This window comes from Arthrobacter sp. ISL-72, assembly GCF_018613755.1.
GTDB lineage: Bacteria > Actinomycetota > Actinomycetes > Actinomycetales > Micrococcaceae > Arthrobacter.
Genome location: NZ_JAGGPP010000014.1, coordinates 103,286 through 119,707, shown reverse-complemented (window position 1 = coordinate 119,707; position 16,422 = coordinate 103,286). Strand labels below are relative to the sequence as shown.

The following is a 16,422-nucleotide window of genomic DNA, read 5'->3' as shown; positions in this document are numbered from 1 at the left end:
ATGCCTTCTCGCCCAGGGCCAGCGTCTGCGCATAGGAAGTGCCCCAGTCCGGAACATCAGTGTGGTAGAAAGCCGGTTCGAAGAACTTGTACTCCAGCACCAGGCGCTGGTCCCCGCCCAGGGCGGCGTAGATCTCCTGCAGCGACTCGGCCAGGCGGTCCTGGCGTCCCCGCATATCGTCCTGGCCCGGGTAGTTCGTGCCGTCCGCGAGCCAGATCTTCAGATCCTTGGATCCCGTGGCGTGCATGATCCCGATGCAGTCCAGGTGATGATCAACCGCCCGGCGCCGGACCGACTCGTTGGACGAGGTCAGGGACCCGAACTTGTACTCGTCATCCTGGAACGTGTTCGAGTTGATTGTCCCCAACCCCACGCCCAACCCCGCCGCGTACTCCCGCAACACGGCGTAGTCATCGACCTTGTCCCACGGAATATGCAGCGCCACCGTCGGCGCCAGGCCCGTGAGCTCATGGACCTTGGCCGCGTCCGCCAGCTTCTCCTGCACCGTCCGCGGAGTGCCCGGCGTGCCAAACACCCTGAACCGGGTGCCCGAGTTGCCATACGCCCACGAAGGGACCTCAATCGCAAGCTCCGAAAGCCTGCCCAGCGCCGTTGCTACGTCATTCATTGGTTCTTTCCGGTCTCTCGTAGTGAGTCTGTCTGTTGTCGCCGACTCCCGTCAGCCATGCCTCTGTCGTGCGTGCCGCATCCGGTGACGCTGCTAGTCCGCCGCGTTGGCCGCAGCCAGCTGGTCCTCCAGGTTGAAGATTTCCTCGAGCGCGACGAATCCTGTGTCCGGGCGCTGCTCTGTGTCTTCGAAGAGAGTCGCCATCTCCGTCTGCCAGCGGGCGTTGACCTCGGTGAGCGCCATCCGTGCCCGCACGGCGTCGAAGTCGTCGCATTCCACGTAGCCCACCAGCAGCCCGTCCCCGCCGAGGAAGAGTGAATAGTTGTGCCAGCCTGCCTCCTTAAGCGCGCGCAGCATCTCCGGCCAGACGGCGGCGTGCCGGCGCCTGTACTCATCAATCAGCCCGGGTTGGACTGAGGATCGAAAACACACCCTCATCAGCGACTCTCCTGAATTTCCGATTCCTTGAATCGTTTCATTGTTACGATTCAAAGTACTCTTGGAGTCGAGCAGGTGTCAAGCAACTTGTCGGTGCATAAAAACCCTGGTCGGGCTACAGCCCGCTGCCTGACCAGCGAAGGCGTGCTGAGCAACGACAGCTGCAGGGGCACGTTTGGAGACAGCTGAATGCACCGCCCGCATGAAGGAGTTCGGAGAAACATGTCACGTTCGGCCAGCATCAAGGATGTTGCAAACCATGCCCGCGTTGCGGTGGGAACGGTTTCCAATGTCCTGAACTACCCGGACCGCGTTTCACAGCGGACCAAGGACCGCGTCCTGCAGGCTATTGACGAGCTCGGCTTTGTCCGCAACGACGCGGCCCGCCAACTCCGCGCCGGACACAGCCGCACCATCGGCCTGATTGTGCTCGACGTCGGCAACCCCTTCTTCACCTCCGTGGTCCGCGCCGCCGAGGACGCAGCAGCCCTGCAGGGAAGCGCCGTCCTGCTCGGCGACAGCGGGCACGACGCCAGCCGTGAATCGAACTACATCGACCTTTTCCAGGAGCAGCGGGTCCAGGGACTGCTCATTTCGCCGGTCGGCGATGTCACGGACCGCCTTGACCTGCTGCGCGAACGCGGCGTGCCCACCGTCCTGGTGGACCGGCTCGCCGACGAGTCGAAGTACAGTTCCGTCTCCGTCGACGACGACGCCGGAGGTTACCTTGCGGCGCGGCATCTGCTGGACATAGGCCGCCGTCGGCTGGCTTACGTGGGAGGCCCGACGTCGATACGCCAGGTGGCGGACCGCCTCCAGGGGGCGCAACGTGCCGTCGCCGAAGTTCGGGAAGCTTCCCTGGAGGTCTTGGATTCTTCCGGGCAGACGGTCCTGGCCGGCCGGGACGTGGGTAACCAGCTGGTCCGCCGGAGCGCCGATGACCTGCCCGACGGCGTGTTCTGTGCCAACGACCTGCTGGCCCTTGGCATGATGCAGTCCCTCACCATGATGCACAGGCTGCGTATTCCCGAGGACATCGCCCTGATCGGCTATGACGATATCGACTTCGCCGTCTCGGCCGTCGTACCGTTGTCCTCCATCCGGCAGCCCACCGAGGCGCTGGGGCGGACGGCCATTGAGTTGCTGGCCGACGAAGTGGATGCCATGGCAGCCGTTTCGGCCCGCCCGCAGCACCGCGCAGTGATCTTCACTCCGGAGCTGGTGGTGCGGCAGAGCACTGCCGGCTAGGGATGGGCCGCGGACCTCGGCCCCGGCCTTCGGCGGCAGCTGCGCCATCAAGCAGTTTTGAAGAAGCCGCCGCTACTGCTCCCTAGGATTATGGTGATTCCCATGAGATTGCCGCCATGAATGGAGCCCGCCTTGTCGGACACGGAAAATTCCACCACAAAGCCCAAAACGTACGACGGATTCGACGACGGCGAACGTGCTGCCATGAAGGAACGAGCCCAGGAGCTCAAGGCGGCCTCGAAGCGCGGAGCGCGTAGCGCCAAGGCCGACGGCGAAAGAGATGTGCTCGCGAAGATCGCCGAGATGCCGGATTCGGATCGTGCCATCGCTGAGCGCCTCCACGCCATCATCAAGGCCGTCGCGCCGGAGCTGTCGCCGAAAACCTGGTACGGGATGCCCGCTTATGCCAAGGACGGCAAGGTGCTCTGCTTCTTCCAAAGCTCCCACAAGTTCAAGACACGCTACTCAACGTTCGGCTTCAACGACGTAGCAGCGCTTGACGACGGAACGATGTGGCCGACCGCCTTCGCGCTCACGACGCTGACCCCAGCGGATGAGGCAAGGATCAGCGAACTGTTGAAGAAGGCGGCGGCTGAAAACCCCGATTGAATCGTTACATTTCTCGCCGAATCGGGTTAGACTGCTGGAAGAAACATTCTGGAAAGCGTTTGCCGCAGGCCCGGTAGGCACACCACCTGCCTGCCTGGCTGACACTGCCGCCGGACTCACCTGGCACTTTCCGGGAACGACACCGACGTCAACACCCCGTCCCGGGGACAGAAGAGGAGAGCCATGGGCATCTTGTCCGAACCCGTCCCGGAAGAACACAAACTTCCCACTACTGCAGCTGCCAGGGTGGCGCTCGTTGGGGTCCACGGCTTCGGAACGCACCACCTCCGCAACCTCGAGCGGCTGCAGGCCGGCGGGGCTGTCACGTTGGTGGCAGTGGCCGACCCTAATCCTCCCGCTCCGAGGGCGCTCCCGGCCGAAACCGCGGTGTTCGGCAACCTCGACGAACTCCTCGCAGCAACGCCGGACCTCGACCTCGTCATAGTGGCCACCCCCATCCAGACGCACGCGCCGCTGGCCCTCGCTGCGCTCCCCCACGCCGACCTGTACCTGGAAAAACCTCCGGTCGCTTCCCTGGCGGACTTCCACCGGCTGCAGGACGCGGCCGCGGCCGCGGGCCGCAGCGTCCAGATCGGCTTCCAGAGCCTCGGTTCCCGTGCACTTCAGGCCATCGAGGAGCTGCTTGCCGCCGGGGAAATCGGCACTCTCCTGGGAATCTCGGCCACCGGCCGCTGGGTACGTGACCGCGCCTACTACAAGCGCTCCCGCTGGGCCGGGAAGCGCAGCCTGGACGGAGTCGACGTCGTGGACGGAGTAGCTACCAACCCGCTGGCCCATGCCATCGCCACTGCCCTGAGGATCGCCGGCGCCCGGGCCGGGGATGATCTCGCCTCCGTGGAAACCGACCTCTACCGCGCCAACGAGATCGAATCCGATGACACGTCCGTCATCCGCGTCCGCACGGACTCCGGCCTGCCCATCACCTGCGCCCTTACGCTGTGCGCCACCGAATCCGTGGAACCGTACATCACCCTGCAGGGCAGCGAAGGCACCGCGGTGTTCCACTACACGGAGGACCGACTCACTGTCACGACCGCCGCCGGCGAGCGCCGCGAGGTCTTCGGCCGGGACGATCTCACCGAGAACCTGCTGGACTACCTCCGCCGGCGGCGCACTGGAGACACCCTGCCGCAGGACGCCGCCCTGATCAGCCCGCTTGCCGACAGCGGCGCCTTCATGCGTGTGCTCGAAGCCATCCGCACTGCCGACGCGCCGGCACTTATTGCCAGCGAGTACATCGACTGGGTGGGCGACGGCGAGTCCGCCCACGCGGTGATCACCGGAATCGAGGACGCCCTGGAACGCGCGACGGCGGCACACGCCACGTTCAGCGAGCTTGGCCTGCCGTGGGCACGGCCTGCCGCCGATCACGCGGAGAGGCAGTCGCTCACCGTTCGGGGCGGGCACGACGGCGGCGCGGCCCCCGGCGCGCCCAACCATGCCACGACTGTGGCCACGGTGCAGAAGGGCGACGCCGTCGCAGCAAGGCTCTCACCCCGGCCCTATCTGCACCCCGTGCGCACGCTCGGTCGCGTCACGGTCACCGACCACCTGCCGGCTGACCATCCCTGGCACCTCGGCGCAGGCATTGCCCTGCAGGACGTCAACGGCGTCAACTTCTGGGGCGGCAAGACCTACACCCGCGCCGCCGGCCGCTACGAAGAGAGGCCGGACCACGGCAGGATCGTGCAGCTCGACGCAATCCTGGAGTCCGGGACAGCAAATGATGACGTCCTGCAGCAGGAACTTAGCTGGCAGGCACCGGACGGGAGTGAACTCCTCCGCGAGCGCCGCGTCACCGGCGCCAGCCGCGTGGACGCCAACACCTGGCGGCTGGACGTGGCCACTGAACTGACCGCCGTCGTCGACGCCTCCCTTGGCGGTCCGGGCTCGAACGGCGCTGCCGGAAGCGGCTATGGTGGATTCTTCTGGCGGCTGCCGGCCTGCTCCGCAGCTGAAGTCTTCACGGCGGAGCAGCGCGGTGAAGCCGACGTCCACGGTTCCGCGGCCCCGTGGCTGGCGTGGACGGCCGACTTTGCCGAGGGCCCCGCGACCCTGGTGTTCGCCGCCCCCGCCGAAGCCCCTGATCCCTGGTTCGTCCGGCTGTCGGGTTACCCCGGAGTTGGCTCCGCCCTTGCTTGGGAGCGGCAGGTGGAACTCGCCGCGAGGCAAACCGTGACGCGTTCGTTCTCGGTATGGATCGCGGACGGCAGGCTGACGCCAACGGAAGCTGCCGCCTTGGTTGCCTTGACCGCCGCACCCTGACCCCACCCCCCGAACGCTGACACCGCCCCCGAACGCTGACCCTGCAGCGCTGCCCCACCCTAGGAGTTTTTGTCCAGATAGAGGGACTTTATCGACGTTTTGGTCGCGTTATCTGGACAAAAACTCCGTGCCGGGGCGGCGGGCGTCCGGGCCGGGGCGGCGGGCGTTCAGCCACAGCAGCAGCCCGATGACCGCAGCGGACAGCATTCCGAGCGCCCCGGTAACCACCAGCCCGGTGCGGACGCCGAACTCTTCCGTGAGCCAGCCGGCCAGCAGCCCGCCAAGGGCATGCCCGCCCAGCAGCAGCGGCAGGTAAAGGGCCAGGACACGTCCGCGGACCTCCGCACCCGCCTCCAGCTGGACGGTGGTGGCGGCGCCGGTCAGGAAAAGGAGCGTCATCACGCCCACCGGAACCAGCATGGCTACGAACAATTCCTGCGTTGGCATCAAAGCAGCAACCAGCTGGGTCAGCCCGAACAGCCCCGCACTCGCCACAATCCCCCGGCGCCCCAGCGTCCTGAGCCGTGCTGCCAGGAGCGCCCCGGCCAGCGCGCCGGCCGCACTGAAGGTGTTGAACATGCCAAAGCCGGCCGCGCCGCTATGCCAGATGTCTTTCGCGAAGGCCGCAAGCACCACCGGTCCGTTCATGCCGAAAGCACCCAGCAACCCGGCAAGCAGCATCACCAGCAGGAGGGACGGCCTGTTTCGGACATAGCGGAAACCGGCGAGGACCTGCCCCCGGCCGCGCAGCGGCGGTTCGCTGGCATGAAGCTGCGACGTGCGGATGGCCGCGATCAGGCCCAGCACCGCCAGGCATACCAGCGCGTTCGCGGCGAAGGCGGCCGCAGAACCTGCCCTGGCGATCAGCACGCCTCCGAGGGCAGGGCCCGCCATCGCGCCAAGCTGGCCGACCGCGCTGTTCAGCCCGATCGCGGGACGCAGGGCGGCATCCCCCACCACCTCGTTGACGAACACCTGGCGGGCCGGGCCGTCCACTGCGGACGTAATGCCGAGGGCAACACAGCACGCATACACGGCCCAGACGGTGATCCCGCCGCCGGCATCGAGGACCGCGAGGGTCAGGGCCAGGAGGGCCGTGACGGACTGGCAGATGAGGAGGATGCGGCGTTTGGGGTACAGGTCCACCAGGATGCCGCTCAGCGGACCCACCACCAGCATGGGCAGGAACTGAAGCGCCACAGCTACGCCCACGGCTGCGGGGCTGCCAGTCAGCTGGAGGACCAGCCAGTCCTGGGCGAGCCGCTGCATCCAGATGCCGTGCTCCCGGCGAACTGGATGGCTACGAAGAGGCGGTAGTTGCGCGCGGCCAGCGGGTGGTACCAGCGCAGCGGACTGTCGGCGGGTTGGAGGGACTCAGCGGACTGCGGGCGGTCGGAAGACACGTCTGGCTCAACTCGGTAGGTGGACCTGCGGGGACAGTGGTTGCCGCTGGTATGCGGCACGGGGTGGAACTGGCCGGAGCTATCCTCGGGCGGACCGCATCTTGACCGCGGCCGAGGCCAGGATCAGCGTTCCGGGCACTACAACAAAGAGGGCGGCCAGCATCCAGACGAATACGACGGCGGCGAAGAGCGCGGCGGCGAGGAGGAGGGATCCGGTCCAGTCGCGCAGCGAGAGGTTCTGCGCACTCCGGAGAGCGGAGCGCCAGGCGTTCTTTGCGTCCGGCCTTGCGCCGGCAAAATCGGACCAGGCCGCGGTGGTGCGCAACAGCAGGACGGCGCCCGCCGCCGCAAGGACCAGCGTGGCCGGCAGGACCACTGCCTGGCCCGGCAGCTGCCCCACCATGGTGAGCAGGAGGTTCAGGACAATCACGACGCCGGCTGCCGCCGTCGTGATTCCCAGCTTCCAGCTGCCTGACAGGGCAGTGCGGAACGTGCCCCAAAGGGCACGGATGGAGTCGTCCCGGCCGGAGAGGTGGCGTTCAAGGTGGGCAATCCCCGCGGCATAGGCGGCGGGGATGGTGACCAGCGGAATGGACAGCACCAGCACCAGCACTCCGGTCAGCAGGGTCTCGGAAAACAGGGCGAAGCGGTTTACCGGGATCCGGTCGTCGCGGCCTGCCGCGGGTGTGGTGCTGTCCATGATGCTCATTTCCTGCCTCCGTCAGCCCTTCAGGCCCTGGGTGGAGACGCCTTCGACAATGTAGCGCTGGAAGACCAGGAAGAACACCAGCACCGGCAGGAGTGCCAGGACGGACATGGCGATCATGGCTCCGTAGTCCGAGCTCTGGGTCTGGTCCACGAAGAGGCGCAGCGCCAGCGGCAGCGGGTACTTCTCTGGCGTGTTCAGGTAGAGCAGGGGTCCCAGGAAGTCGTTCCAGCTCCAGATGAAGGAGAAGATGGACGTCGAGATGAGCGCCGGCTTCATCAGCGGCAGCATGATCGAACCGAAGATCCGGACGTGGCCTGCGCCGTCAATGCGGGCGGCCTCGTCCAGCTCGGCCGGCAGGTTCCGCATGAACTGGACCATCAGGAACACGAAGAACGCGTCTGCGGCCAGGAACTTGCCGATCAGCAGCGGGACGTAGGTGTCCACCAGGCCAAGCTGCTGGAAGATGATGTACTGCGGAATGATCACCACGTGGAACGGCAGCAGCAGGGTGGCGATCATCATGCCGAAGAACATGCTGCGGCCCGGGAACTTGATCCGTGCGAAGGCGTAGGCCGAGACGCTGGCCGACAGGATGGTGCCGACCACGGCGCCGACTGCCAGGACCAGGGAGTTGGTGAAGAACTGCAGGGTGGACACCCCGCCGATCCCGTCCATCGCCGTGACGAAGTTGTCGAAGCTGAAGTTGTTGGACCACAGCGAGGTGTTGGTGCCGCCGATTTCAGCATTGGGCTTGAAGGATGAGGCGACCATCCAAAGGGCCGGGTAGAGGACCACTGCCGTGAGGGCCAGCGCCACGATGTGGAAAATAACGCTCTTGGCGCGCTTGGCCCCTGCCGACTCGGACTTCGGGTTGTAGACGGGTGCCGGAGCTTCTGCTGCGGGCTTGGTGGGCGTTGCCATCGTTGTCATTTCGAATCACCGCTGTAGTGGACCCAGGACTTGGACGTGCGGAAGAAGATCAGCGTGATGATGCCGACCACGATCACCAGGAGCCAGGCCATCGCCGAGGCGTAGCCCATCCGGAAATCGCTGAAACCGCGCAGGTACAGGTAAAGCGTGTAGAAGAGGGTGGAGCCTGCCGGGCCGCCTTCACCGTTGGAGATGATGTAGGCCGAGGCGAAGATCTGGAACGCGTGGATGGTTTCCATCAGCAGGTTGAAGAAGATCACCGGGGAAAGCATGGGCCAGGTGATGTTGAAGAACTTACGGACGGGGCCGGCGCCGTCCATGGAAGCGGCCTCGTACAGGTCGGCGGGGATCTGCTTCAGGCCTGCCAGGAAGATCACCATGGGAGCACCGAACTGCCAGACGGTCAGCAGGATCATCATCGGCATGGTCATGGAGGGGTTGCCCACCCAGCCGCCCAGGTTGATCCCGAAGAAGGACAGGCCCTGGTCCACCGGACCGGAGTCGCCGAACATCGCCTTCCAGACGATGGCGATGGAGACGCTGGCGCCGATCAGGGACGGAGCGTAGAACGCGGAGCGGTAGAAGCCCTGGCCCTTGCGCTTGCTGTTGAGCAGCATGGCGACGGCCAGAGCGGCGGCGAGCTTCAGCGGCGTACCGAACACCACATAGCTGAGGGTCACGCCGACGGACTGCAGGAACCTCTCGTCCTGGAACAGCGTGGTGTAGTTGTCCAGGCCGATCCACTTGGGCGCTTCGAACAGGTTGTAGTTGGTGAAGGACAGGTAGAGCGAGGAAATCATCGGGCCCACGGTCAGTGCGATGAATCCCAGCAGCCACGGCAGTAGGAAGGTGTAGCCGGCGCGGGCATCCGCCCCGCGCTGCTTTGATTTACGCAGCACGGGAGCGGACGACGTCGGACGCCTGGTCAGGGTTGGGCTTTGAGTCACGAGTTCATTCCGTCAGTTGTGAAGGCTTAATCCGGCGAGTCTGCCTGATCAGGCGTTCTGCTTGATGAGGTCTTCGGCTTCCTTGAACCAGGCGTCGGCCGCGGAATCGACAGTCAGCTTGCCGTAATTGAGGTCCGAGCCGATGCGCTTGAACGATGCTTCCAGGGTGCCGAAACCGACGATGGGCGGCTCAGGGGCATCCTTAAGGTACTTCTCGATGGACTTCTCGTAGTCCACAACAACCTTGTCGGTGCCTTCAAAGGTGGTTCCGTCGCGCTGCTTCTTCGACGCCGGAACGCCGCGGGAGGTCTTGAAGATCTGGCCCACCTCGGGATCGTTGATCATGAAGTCGATGAAGCGGGCGGAGGCATCCTTGAACTTGGTCTTGGCGCTGGCCACCATGAGCATCGACGGCTTCAGGAACAGGCCCAGGTTGTCCGGATCGTCGGAAGGAACAGGGACGACCTTAAGCTCCTTGGCACCGCTGTCCGCGAGGTAGCCGGCCATGAAGTTGTCCCAGGTATTTTCCGCGACGGTGACGTTGGATCCGAACGGGGACTTGGGGGCGAGCTGGGTGACACGTTCCTCGGAGACAATGGCCGGTGTGCCGCGCAGGTCCGACGCCATGTTCCACCAGGTCTTCAGGTCATCCTTGTTGAAGCCGAGCTTGCCGTCCTCTGTGAAGGCTTCGATGTTCTTTTGGCGCAGCCAGATATTGAACTGCCACCAGATACCGGTGAAGTCGGTGGAGCCGAAGAGGGTGCCGTTGCCCTTAGCGCCGACCTCCTTGAGCCAGGTCTTGTATTCGTCATAGGTCCAGTTGCCGTCAGGCTCGGCCACGCCGAGGCTCTTGAGCTTGGCCGGATCGTAGTATACGGCGAAGGCGTTGGTGCTGGTGGGGATGCCGTAGGTCTTGCCCCTGATCTGGCCGGAAGGCAGCAGGGACTTCTCCAAACCGGAGGTGTCGATCTTGAGCGCGCCAAGGTCCATGAGCTGGTTGCGCTGCCCGTAGTCCCGCAGGTAGGAAAGGTCCCACTGCATCACGTCGGGCAGGCCGCCGCCGGCTGCCTCCGTGGCTCGCTTCTGCCAGTAGCCGGCGAAGTCGGTGAAGTTGCCGTTGACCTTGATATCCGGGTTCTTCGACTCGAACAGGGCGATGGCCTTGCGGGTGCGCTCGGCGCGGTCATCGTTGCCCCACCAGGTGTAGTTGATGGTGACGGGGTTCTCCGCAGAGCCCGTCTGCGCCGGGGCGGACTGCCCGCAGGCTGCCAGCGCAGCGGCGGACGCGGTACCCAGTGCCACGGTGGTGAGGAAATTCCTTCTGCTGATCATAAGAGCCTCCTTGCTCGTTGTGTAAGCGCGATTCCTGTGATTCTCTACAACGAGAGTAGTGATCTGGCTTACACGCGCTTCTGAAACGATACAATATCGTCATTCACAGATTTGGGCAAGCGTTTTCCAAACCGCTGCTTTACTTGCTGCATTAGCCCCGGAATCGACGAAGGAGTCTCATGTCACCCCAGGAACCATCCGCTCCCCCGGCCGTGTGGAACAGCCTCGAAGGCCTTGCCTACGGAGGTGACTACAACCCCGAACAGTGGCCCGCCGACACCCGGATGGAAGACCTGGAACTGATGAAGGAAGCCGGCGTCACCTTCCTCAGTGTGGGCATCTTCTCCTGGGCATTGCTTGAACCGTCCGAGGGCGAATATGACTTCGCCTGGCTGGACGAGGTCATGGACAACCTCGCAGGGGCCGGAATCAAAGTGGCCCTCGCGACCGCCACCGCCGCTCCCCCGGCCTGGCTCGTGCGCAAGCACCCGGAAATCCTCCCGGTCACAGCTGACGGAACCGTACTGGGACCGGGCTCCCGGCGGCACTACACGCCGTCGTCGGCCGTTTACCGGCGTTACGCCACCGGCATCACACGGGTGCTGGCCGAGCGCTACAAGGACCATCCTGCCCTTGCGTTGTGGCACGTGGACAACGAACTCGGCTGCCACGTTTCCGAGTTCTACGGCGACGAGGATGCAGCCGCATTCCGCCGCTGGCTTGAGGGCCGCTACGGGACTATTGAGGCGCTGAATGCTTCGTGGGGAACGGCATTCTGGTCCCAGCATTACGCGTCCTTCGAGGAGATCCTGCCGCCCGCCGTCGCCCCCTCCACCCTGAACCCCGGGCAGCAGCTGGACTTTCAGCGCTTCAATTCGTGGGCGCTGATGGACTACTACCGGTCGCTGCTTGGGGTGCTGCGCGAAGTCACGCCGGGAGTGCCCGCCACCACCAATCTCATGGTTTCCAGTGCCACCAAGTCCATGGACTACTTCGACTGGGCCAAGGACCTGGACGTGATCGCAAACGACCACTACCTCGTCGCAGCCGACCCCGAGCGGCACATCGAACTCGCGTTCAGCGCGGACCTGACGCGCGGCGTTGCCGGCGGTGACCCGTGGATCCTGATGGAACATTCGACGTCGGCAGTGAACTGGCAGCCGCGCAACCAGCCCAAGATGCCGGGCGAAATGCTGCGCAACTCCCTGGCGCACGTTGCCCGCGGCGCGGACGCCGTGATGTTTTTCCAGTGGCGGCAGAGCTTTGCCGGCTCGGAGAAATTCCACTCCGCGATGGTCCCCCACGGCGGGCGCGAAACCCGAGTCTGGCGTGAGGTAGTGGAGCTGGGTGCTTCGCTTCAGCGGATCGGGCAAGTGCGGGGGTCACTGGTTGAAGCGCGGGTGGCCATTGTGTTCGATTACGAGGCCTGGTGGGCCAGCGAGCTCGATTCGCACCCCAGCGAGGACGTGAAATACCTGGACCTGCTGCGGGCCTTCCACCGGTCGCTGTTCCTGCGCGGGATCTCGACTGATTTCGTGCACCCTTCCGCGTCACTGGAGGGCTACGACCTGGTGCTGGTGTGCACGCTGTACAGCGTCACCGACGCCGCCGCGGCCAACATTGCTTCGGCTGCGCAGGCGGGGGCCACGGTGCTGGTGAGCTACTTCAGCGGGATCGTCGACGAACAGGACCACATCCGGCTTGGCGGATATCCCGGCGCATTCCGTGACCTGCTGGGCATCAGCGTGGAGGAGTTCCATCCGCTGCTGGCCGGCGGGACCGTCAAGCTCAGCGACGGCGGGGCGGGGTCCGTGTGGAGCGAGCATGTACATGTTTCGGGGGCTGCTGTTGGCGAGGCCAGCGGGGCCGCTGTTGAGGCCTCCGGCGGCGGGGCTTCGGCAGAAGTCCTCGCGACGTTCACTGAGTACCCTCTCGACGGTGTGCCTGCCCTGACCCGCCGCTCGGTGGGAGCCGGTTCAGCCTTGTATCTGGCGACTTTCCCCGACAGGAACGGCATCGAAGCGCTGGTGGACCGGCTGCTTGCTGAGTCGGGAGTTTCCGCCGTGGCTGTGGCGGACCCCGGCGTCGAACTGACGCGCCGGCGGACCGCCGACGGTGCCAGCTTCGTGTTCGCCATCAACCACTCCCGGGCCGACGCCACGGTGCGGGTGGCAGGCCGTGAACTTCTTACCGGCAAACCATTCACGGGCACTGTTCCTGCCAGCGGAGTTGCGGTGATTGCGGAGGACTGACCTGGGGTGAGTTGGGTCCTGGGGCGGGTGGCGGCCGGCCTTAAATGTCGTACCCCTTTGACAGAGTTATCCCATGGAAGTCATGGGGGAACTTGCAGCAGGAGGGACGTTGCCGTGGGCAGGATCGCCTGCCGCTGCCCACGGCTTGCGCCGTGTCTCTGCAGATGTTCGCCCGTCGGTTTTGGCGTCCGACGGTGGTTCCGGTGTTCTGTTCCGGTGCCTTGAGCTGCTGAGGAACGCGGGTTCGACGGCGGTGGCGGACGCTGCGCTGTTCGGTTTCCGTGAGGCTGTTGATTTCGCCGCGGGGGTGGAGGAGACTTCCAGATCTTTGGAGTTCCTGCAGGTGGTCGCGGCCGGGGCTGTGGACCGGACCCGTCGTCAGGCGGTGGCGGCGGGCAGTTCAGCTGCGGCGGCCGGCTGGACCACGGGCTGGGGCACAGAGGCGGAAACGGTGGACCCCGCCACATCGGCGTGCCCGGTGCTGGGGTCCACGGCGCAGGCCTCATCGGCGCCAAACCCGGCGGATGACGGGTGCCGGAACGCCGCCGAAGTCCTGCGCTCCCGGCTGCGGATCAGCGCCGGTGAGGCCCGGCGGCGGATCGCCCTCGCCGGGGCGGTACTGCCCCGCACCGGTTTCACCGGCCACGAAGAGCCCCCGGAACGGCCCGAGCTCGGTTGCGCCCTCGCCGCCGGGACCGTCGGTTCCCGGGCCGCGACGATCATCACCCTCGCGTTGGACCAGGTCCGGCACCACGCGCCGGAGGAAACCACTGTCCTGATGGAGCACGCCCTGGTCAGCACCGCGGCCGAGGACCACGCGGACTTCCTCTCCCGCATGGCCCGCCGCTGGATCGACGCGATCGACCAGGACGGGACCGAACCGTCCGAGGAGGAACTCCGCCACCGGCAGGGTGCGTTCATCTGCCGGGCCCGCCGCGGTCTGCATCATGTGGAGATCTTCGCGACCCCGGACCAGTACGAACACCTCCTGACCGTCATGAACACCGCCACCAACCCCCGCACCCGCCCCGGCGAAGCCGGTGTGAACAACGCTGGCGGCGCTGGCGGCAGGGAGCCGGCGAGCCTGGATGAATCCTTCAAGGACGGTGCCGGGACACCTGATCCGGAGCTGGACCTGCGCACCCTCCCGCAGCGGCGCCTCGACGGCCTCGTCAACGGCTGCAAAGCGGCCCTGGCCAGCGGAAAACTCCCGGCCGCGGGAGGACTCCGCCCGCAGGTCATGGCCACCATCGATTACCGCGACCTCCTGAACCACCTCGAACACGCCACCGAAGATCAAAGCGGCACCGGCCCCCTCGACAACCCTGGCATTCCCGGCACCGGAACGTTCACGTTCACCGGCCCGGTCACCGCCGCCACGGTCCGTAAAATCGCCTGCGACGCAGACATCATCCCGGTCCTGCTCGGCAGCGAAGGCCGCGTCCTGGACATCGGCCGCACCACCAGGGTCTTCCCGCCGCACATCCGCAAAGCCATCACCGCCCGAGACCAGGGCTGCGCCTTCCCCGCCTGCACCATCCCCGCCCCCTGGTGCGAAGCCCACCACATCACCTACTGGTCACACAATGGCGCCACCAGCACCGAGAACGGCACGCTGCTCTGCTCCCATCACCACCACCTCATCCACAAAGAACAGTGGACCATCCAAGTCAAAACCGGCATCCCGTGGTTCATCCCGCCGCCCCACATCGACCCGCGCCAAAAACCACAACGAAACAGATACTTCAGATGCTGACGAACGCCCAAAAACAAGCAGTGAGGCACAGTCGAAACGGTGCTCTCGGCATTGACCGAAACCATCACCCTGCGCAAAAGCACGACGACGCGGCCTCAACCCGTCCCTAGTGGCGTCCTGCCGCCCTGCATGCAGAAGTGCCCCCATCCAACCTCCGGGATCAGATGGAGGCACCTTCCGCAGGCCACTACAGCGACCGAAATGCTCTCGCCTAGCTGCTGATTGCCGACTTCATTTCATCAACTGCCTTCTTGCCGGCTTCCTCGGTGGACAGCCGATCGAAGAGAACTTCCGAGGTGTACCGCTTGACGATTTCCTGGATGGCGCCGGAACCCTTCGGCGGCGGAGCCGGAGCCTCGCCCAGCTCATCCTTGATCTGGTCAATGAACTTGACCACCTTGATGTCGGCAGGGGTCAGCTTTGTTTCAATTGCCGCCCGGACGTCCGAGTTGGGGTACACGCCCCGGTCGGCCAAAAGCGCTTCACCGGCCTTGGTGTTGTTGGCCAGGAAGTTGATGAACTTGGCCGTTTCTTCCGGATGCTTGGTGCGTGAAGACGCGGACCAGAACTGGGACGCCTTGTACCAAAGGTTGGCATCGGCCGCGCTACCGGTCTTGGATGGGAACCGCAGGACCTGCAGCTCTCCGCCGGCAGCCTTCTCGAGGGCCGGCAGCTGGTTGGACCACCAGAAGGCAAGTCCGTTCTTGCCCGTCGCCAGGCCACTCTGGTCAAGCGGTGCCGCCTCGGCCTCAACCACCTCGGACGCTGAAGGCACGGCCTTCTTCTCGCTGAGCTCCTTCAGGAACGCCCACCACTCAGCAATGTCGCCCGGCTCGAAGCCGAGCTTCCCGTCGTCGGTGTACAGCGACTTGCCGTTCTGCCGCAGCCAGACACCAAGGGAAGCTTCGTCCGTGCCGTAGGCAGCCGCACCGTACGTGCCCTTCGGCGACTTCGCGGTGACCTCGGCGGCGATCCGTTCGAAGTCTTCCCAGGTCCAGGTGCTGTCGTCCGGAAGTTCAACACCGGCGGCCTTGAAGACAGCCGGGTTGGCCAGGATGGTGGCCGCGTTGATGCCGGCTGCGATGCCGGTCAGGCCGTCTTCGTTCTTGCCGGCGTTGAGGGCGGCTTCATCAAGCTTGGACGTGTCGATGTCGTACTTGGACAGGTCCAGCAAGGCGCCGCGGCTGGAATACTCAGTGATGTACTTTTCGTCCATCTGGATGATGTCCGGAGCGTCGTTCGCTGCCACCTGGGTGGCAAGCTTGTCCCAGTAGCCGCTCCAGTCACCGAACTCGGGCTTGATCTTGATGTTCGGGTTCTCGGCCTCGAAGGCAGCAATCGCGGCCTGGGTCAACTGTGCCCGCTTGTCCCCTCCCCACCATGAGAAACGGAGCTCAACTTTGCCGTCGGCACTCTGCGGAGCGGCTCCCCCGCCACAGGCACTGAGAGCCAGGACGACGGCGGCAGCTGCGGCGACGGCGCCGGTTCGGCGCAGCCTCCACCCGGCTTTGGCGGTTTTTGCCTCTGCTGCGCCAAGGCTGGCGTCTGAGGCAGGGCGGGAAAATAGCGGCACTGGATTCTCCGATCTTCTTTGATCCTGAAAGGTGTTTGAGTTCGAAAACGGATAAGGCTGAAAGTTGAGAAAGCGCTTTCCCACAACTGAGAATACAAGCAACATACTTGTAATACAAGACGCTGGCGACGCCAATTCCTGACTGTGTTCAGAGCGCCAGGGGTGGATGGGAGCGAACACTCATCCACCCCCAAAAGTACTGATGAGGCACAACCGCCGCGCAATCAGCGCCGTACGCGCACCCAGCGCGAGGGTGGGAAGGACCCGGTCCAAACAACCGGGCCAAAAACAGCCGCCGCCCCGCAACACTG

Annotated in this window: 11 protein-coding genes and 2 pseudogenes; 5 read left to right on the top strand and 8 right to left on the bottom strand. The window is 65.1% G+C overall.

Annotated features, from left to right (window positions below; genetic code table 11):
• Positions 1–628 (bottom strand): annotated as a pseudogene (locus J7I92_RS14325) (rhamnose isomerase); the annotation flags it as partial.
• A gap of 93 nt (positions 629–721) precedes the next feature.
• Positions 722–1,066 carry an L-rhamnose mutarotase gene (locus J7I92_RS14320; RefSeq protein ID WP_214841493.1) on the bottom strand — a complete coding sequence of 115 codons (345 nt, stop codon included), beginning with the start codon at positions 1,064–1,066 and terminating at the stop codon, positions 722–724.
• A 222-nt stretch (positions 1,067–1,288) separates the two neighbouring features.
• Here J7I92_RS14320 and J7I92_RS14315 point away from each other — a divergent pair, with 222 nt between their 5' ends.
• The 3 genes from J7I92_RS14315 to J7I92_RS14305 all read left to right on the top strand — a co-directional run bounded on the left by J7I92_RS14315 (position 1,289) and on the right by J7I92_RS14305 (position 5,209).
• Positions 1,289–2,314, top strand: coding sequence for a LacI family DNA-binding transcriptional regulator (locus tag J7I92_RS14315; protein ID WP_214841492.1), 1,026 nt, complete (start codon positions 1,289–1,291; stop codon positions 2,312–2,314).
• A gap of 132 nt (positions 2,315–2,446) precedes the next feature.
• Entirely contained in the window at positions 2,447–2,923 is a 477-nt protein-coding gene (locus J7I92_RS14310; RefSeq protein ID WP_214841491.1) for an iron chaperone, read from the top strand.
• A 183-nt stretch (positions 2,924–3,106) separates the two neighbouring features.
• Positions 3,107–5,209, top strand: a complete 2,103-nt coding sequence (locus J7I92_RS14305; RefSeq protein ID WP_214841490.1) for a DUF6807 family protein — start codon at positions 3,107–3,109, stop codon at positions 5,207–5,209.
• A gap of 108 nt (positions 5,210–5,317) precedes the next feature.
• On the opposite strand, the pseudogene J7I92_RS14300 reads toward J7I92_RS14305, so the two are convergent.
• From J7I92_RS14300 to J7I92_RS14280, 5 genes and pseudogenes are all read right to left on the bottom strand, one after another.
• Positions 5,318–6,612: pseudogene (locus J7I92_RS14300) on the bottom strand (MFS transporter).
• 79 nt (positions 6,613–6,691) lie between these two features.
• Positions 6,692–7,321, bottom strand: a complete 630-nt coding sequence (locus J7I92_RS14295; RefSeq protein WP_214841488.1) for a Poxvirus protein I5 — start codon at positions 7,319–7,321, stop codon at positions 6,692–6,694.
• Between the two features lie 12 nt (positions 7,322–7,333).
• Positions 7,334–8,251, bottom strand: coding sequence for a carbohydrate ABC transporter permease (locus tag J7I92_RS14290; RefSeq protein ID WP_214841486.1), 918 nt, complete (start codon positions 8,249–8,251; stop codon positions 7,334–7,336).
• Positions 8,248–9,198: a carbohydrate ABC transporter permease gene (locus tag J7I92_RS14285; RefSeq protein WP_214841484.1), complete on the bottom strand. Its 951-nt coding sequence runs from the start codon at positions 9,196–9,198 to the stop codon at positions 8,248–8,250. Before J7I92_RS14285 ends, J7I92_RS14290 begins: the two co-directional genes overlap by 4 nt.
• Positions 9,199–9,246: 48 nt before the next feature.
• The gene (locus J7I92_RS14280; protein ID WP_214841482.1) at positions 9,247–10,530 is read right to left on the bottom strand and encodes an ABC transporter substrate-binding protein; all 1,284 of its coding nucleotides are present in this window, start codon (positions 10,528–10,530) and stop codon (positions 9,247–9,249) included.
• Between the two features lie 179 nt (positions 10,531–10,709).
• Between J7I92_RS14280 and J7I92_RS14275 the strand changes: the two genes are divergently transcribed.
• A complete protein-coding gene (locus J7I92_RS14275; RefSeq protein ID WP_214841480.1) occupies positions 10,710–12,782 on the top strand; it encodes a beta-galactosidase in 2,073 nt (690 codons plus the stop codon).
• 73 nt (positions 12,783–12,855) lie between these two features.
• A complete protein-coding gene (locus J7I92_RS14270) occupies positions 12,856–14,538 on the top strand; it encodes an HNH endonuclease signature motif containing protein (RefSeq protein WP_214841478.1) in 1,683 nt (560 codons plus the stop codon).
• A 211-nt stretch (positions 14,539–14,749) separates the two neighbouring features.
• Here the strand turns inward: J7I92_RS14270 and J7I92_RS14265 are convergent, their stop codons facing one another.
• Positions 14,750–16,111 carry an ABC transporter substrate-binding protein gene (locus J7I92_RS14265; protein ID WP_214841477.1) on the bottom strand — a complete coding sequence of 454 codons (1,362 nt, stop codon included), beginning with the start codon at positions 16,109–16,111 and terminating at the stop codon, positions 14,750–14,752.
• Between the last annotated feature and the right edge of the window lie 311 nt (positions 16,112–16,422).

Bases quoted from the DNA above. Each gene is read 5' to 3' on its own strand.
- J7I92_RS14320 (WP_214841493.1), bottom strand. From the start codon at position 1,066: ATGAGGGTGTGTTTTCGATCCTCAGTCCAACCCGGGCTGATTGATGAG.
- J7I92_RS14315 (WP_214841492.1), top strand. From the start codon at position 1,289: ATGTCACGTTCGGCCAGCATCAAGGATGTTGCAAACCATGCCCGCGTT.
- J7I92_RS14305 (WP_214841490.1), top strand. From the start codon at position 3,107: ATGGGCATCTTGTCCGAACCCGTCCCGGAAGAACACAAACTTCCCACT.
- J7I92_RS14295 (WP_214841488.1), bottom strand. From the start codon at position 7,321: ATGAGCATCATGGACAGCACCACACCCGCGGCAGGCCGCGACGACCGG.
- J7I92_RS14290 (WP_214841486.1), bottom strand. From the start codon at position 8,251: ATGACAACGATGGCAACGCCCACCAAGCCCGCAGCAGAAGCTCCGGCA.
- J7I92_RS14280 (WP_214841482.1), bottom strand. From the start codon at position 10,530: ATGATCAGCAGAAGGAATTTCCTCACCACCGTGGCACTGGGTACCGCG.
- J7I92_RS14275 (WP_214841480.1), top strand. From the start codon at position 10,710: ATGTCACCCCAGGAACCATCCGCTCCCCCGGCCGTGTGGAACAGCCTC.
- J7I92_RS14270 (WP_214841478.1), top strand. From the start codon at position 12,856: ATGGAAGTCATGGGGGAACTTGCAGCAGGAGGGACGTTGCCGTGGGCA.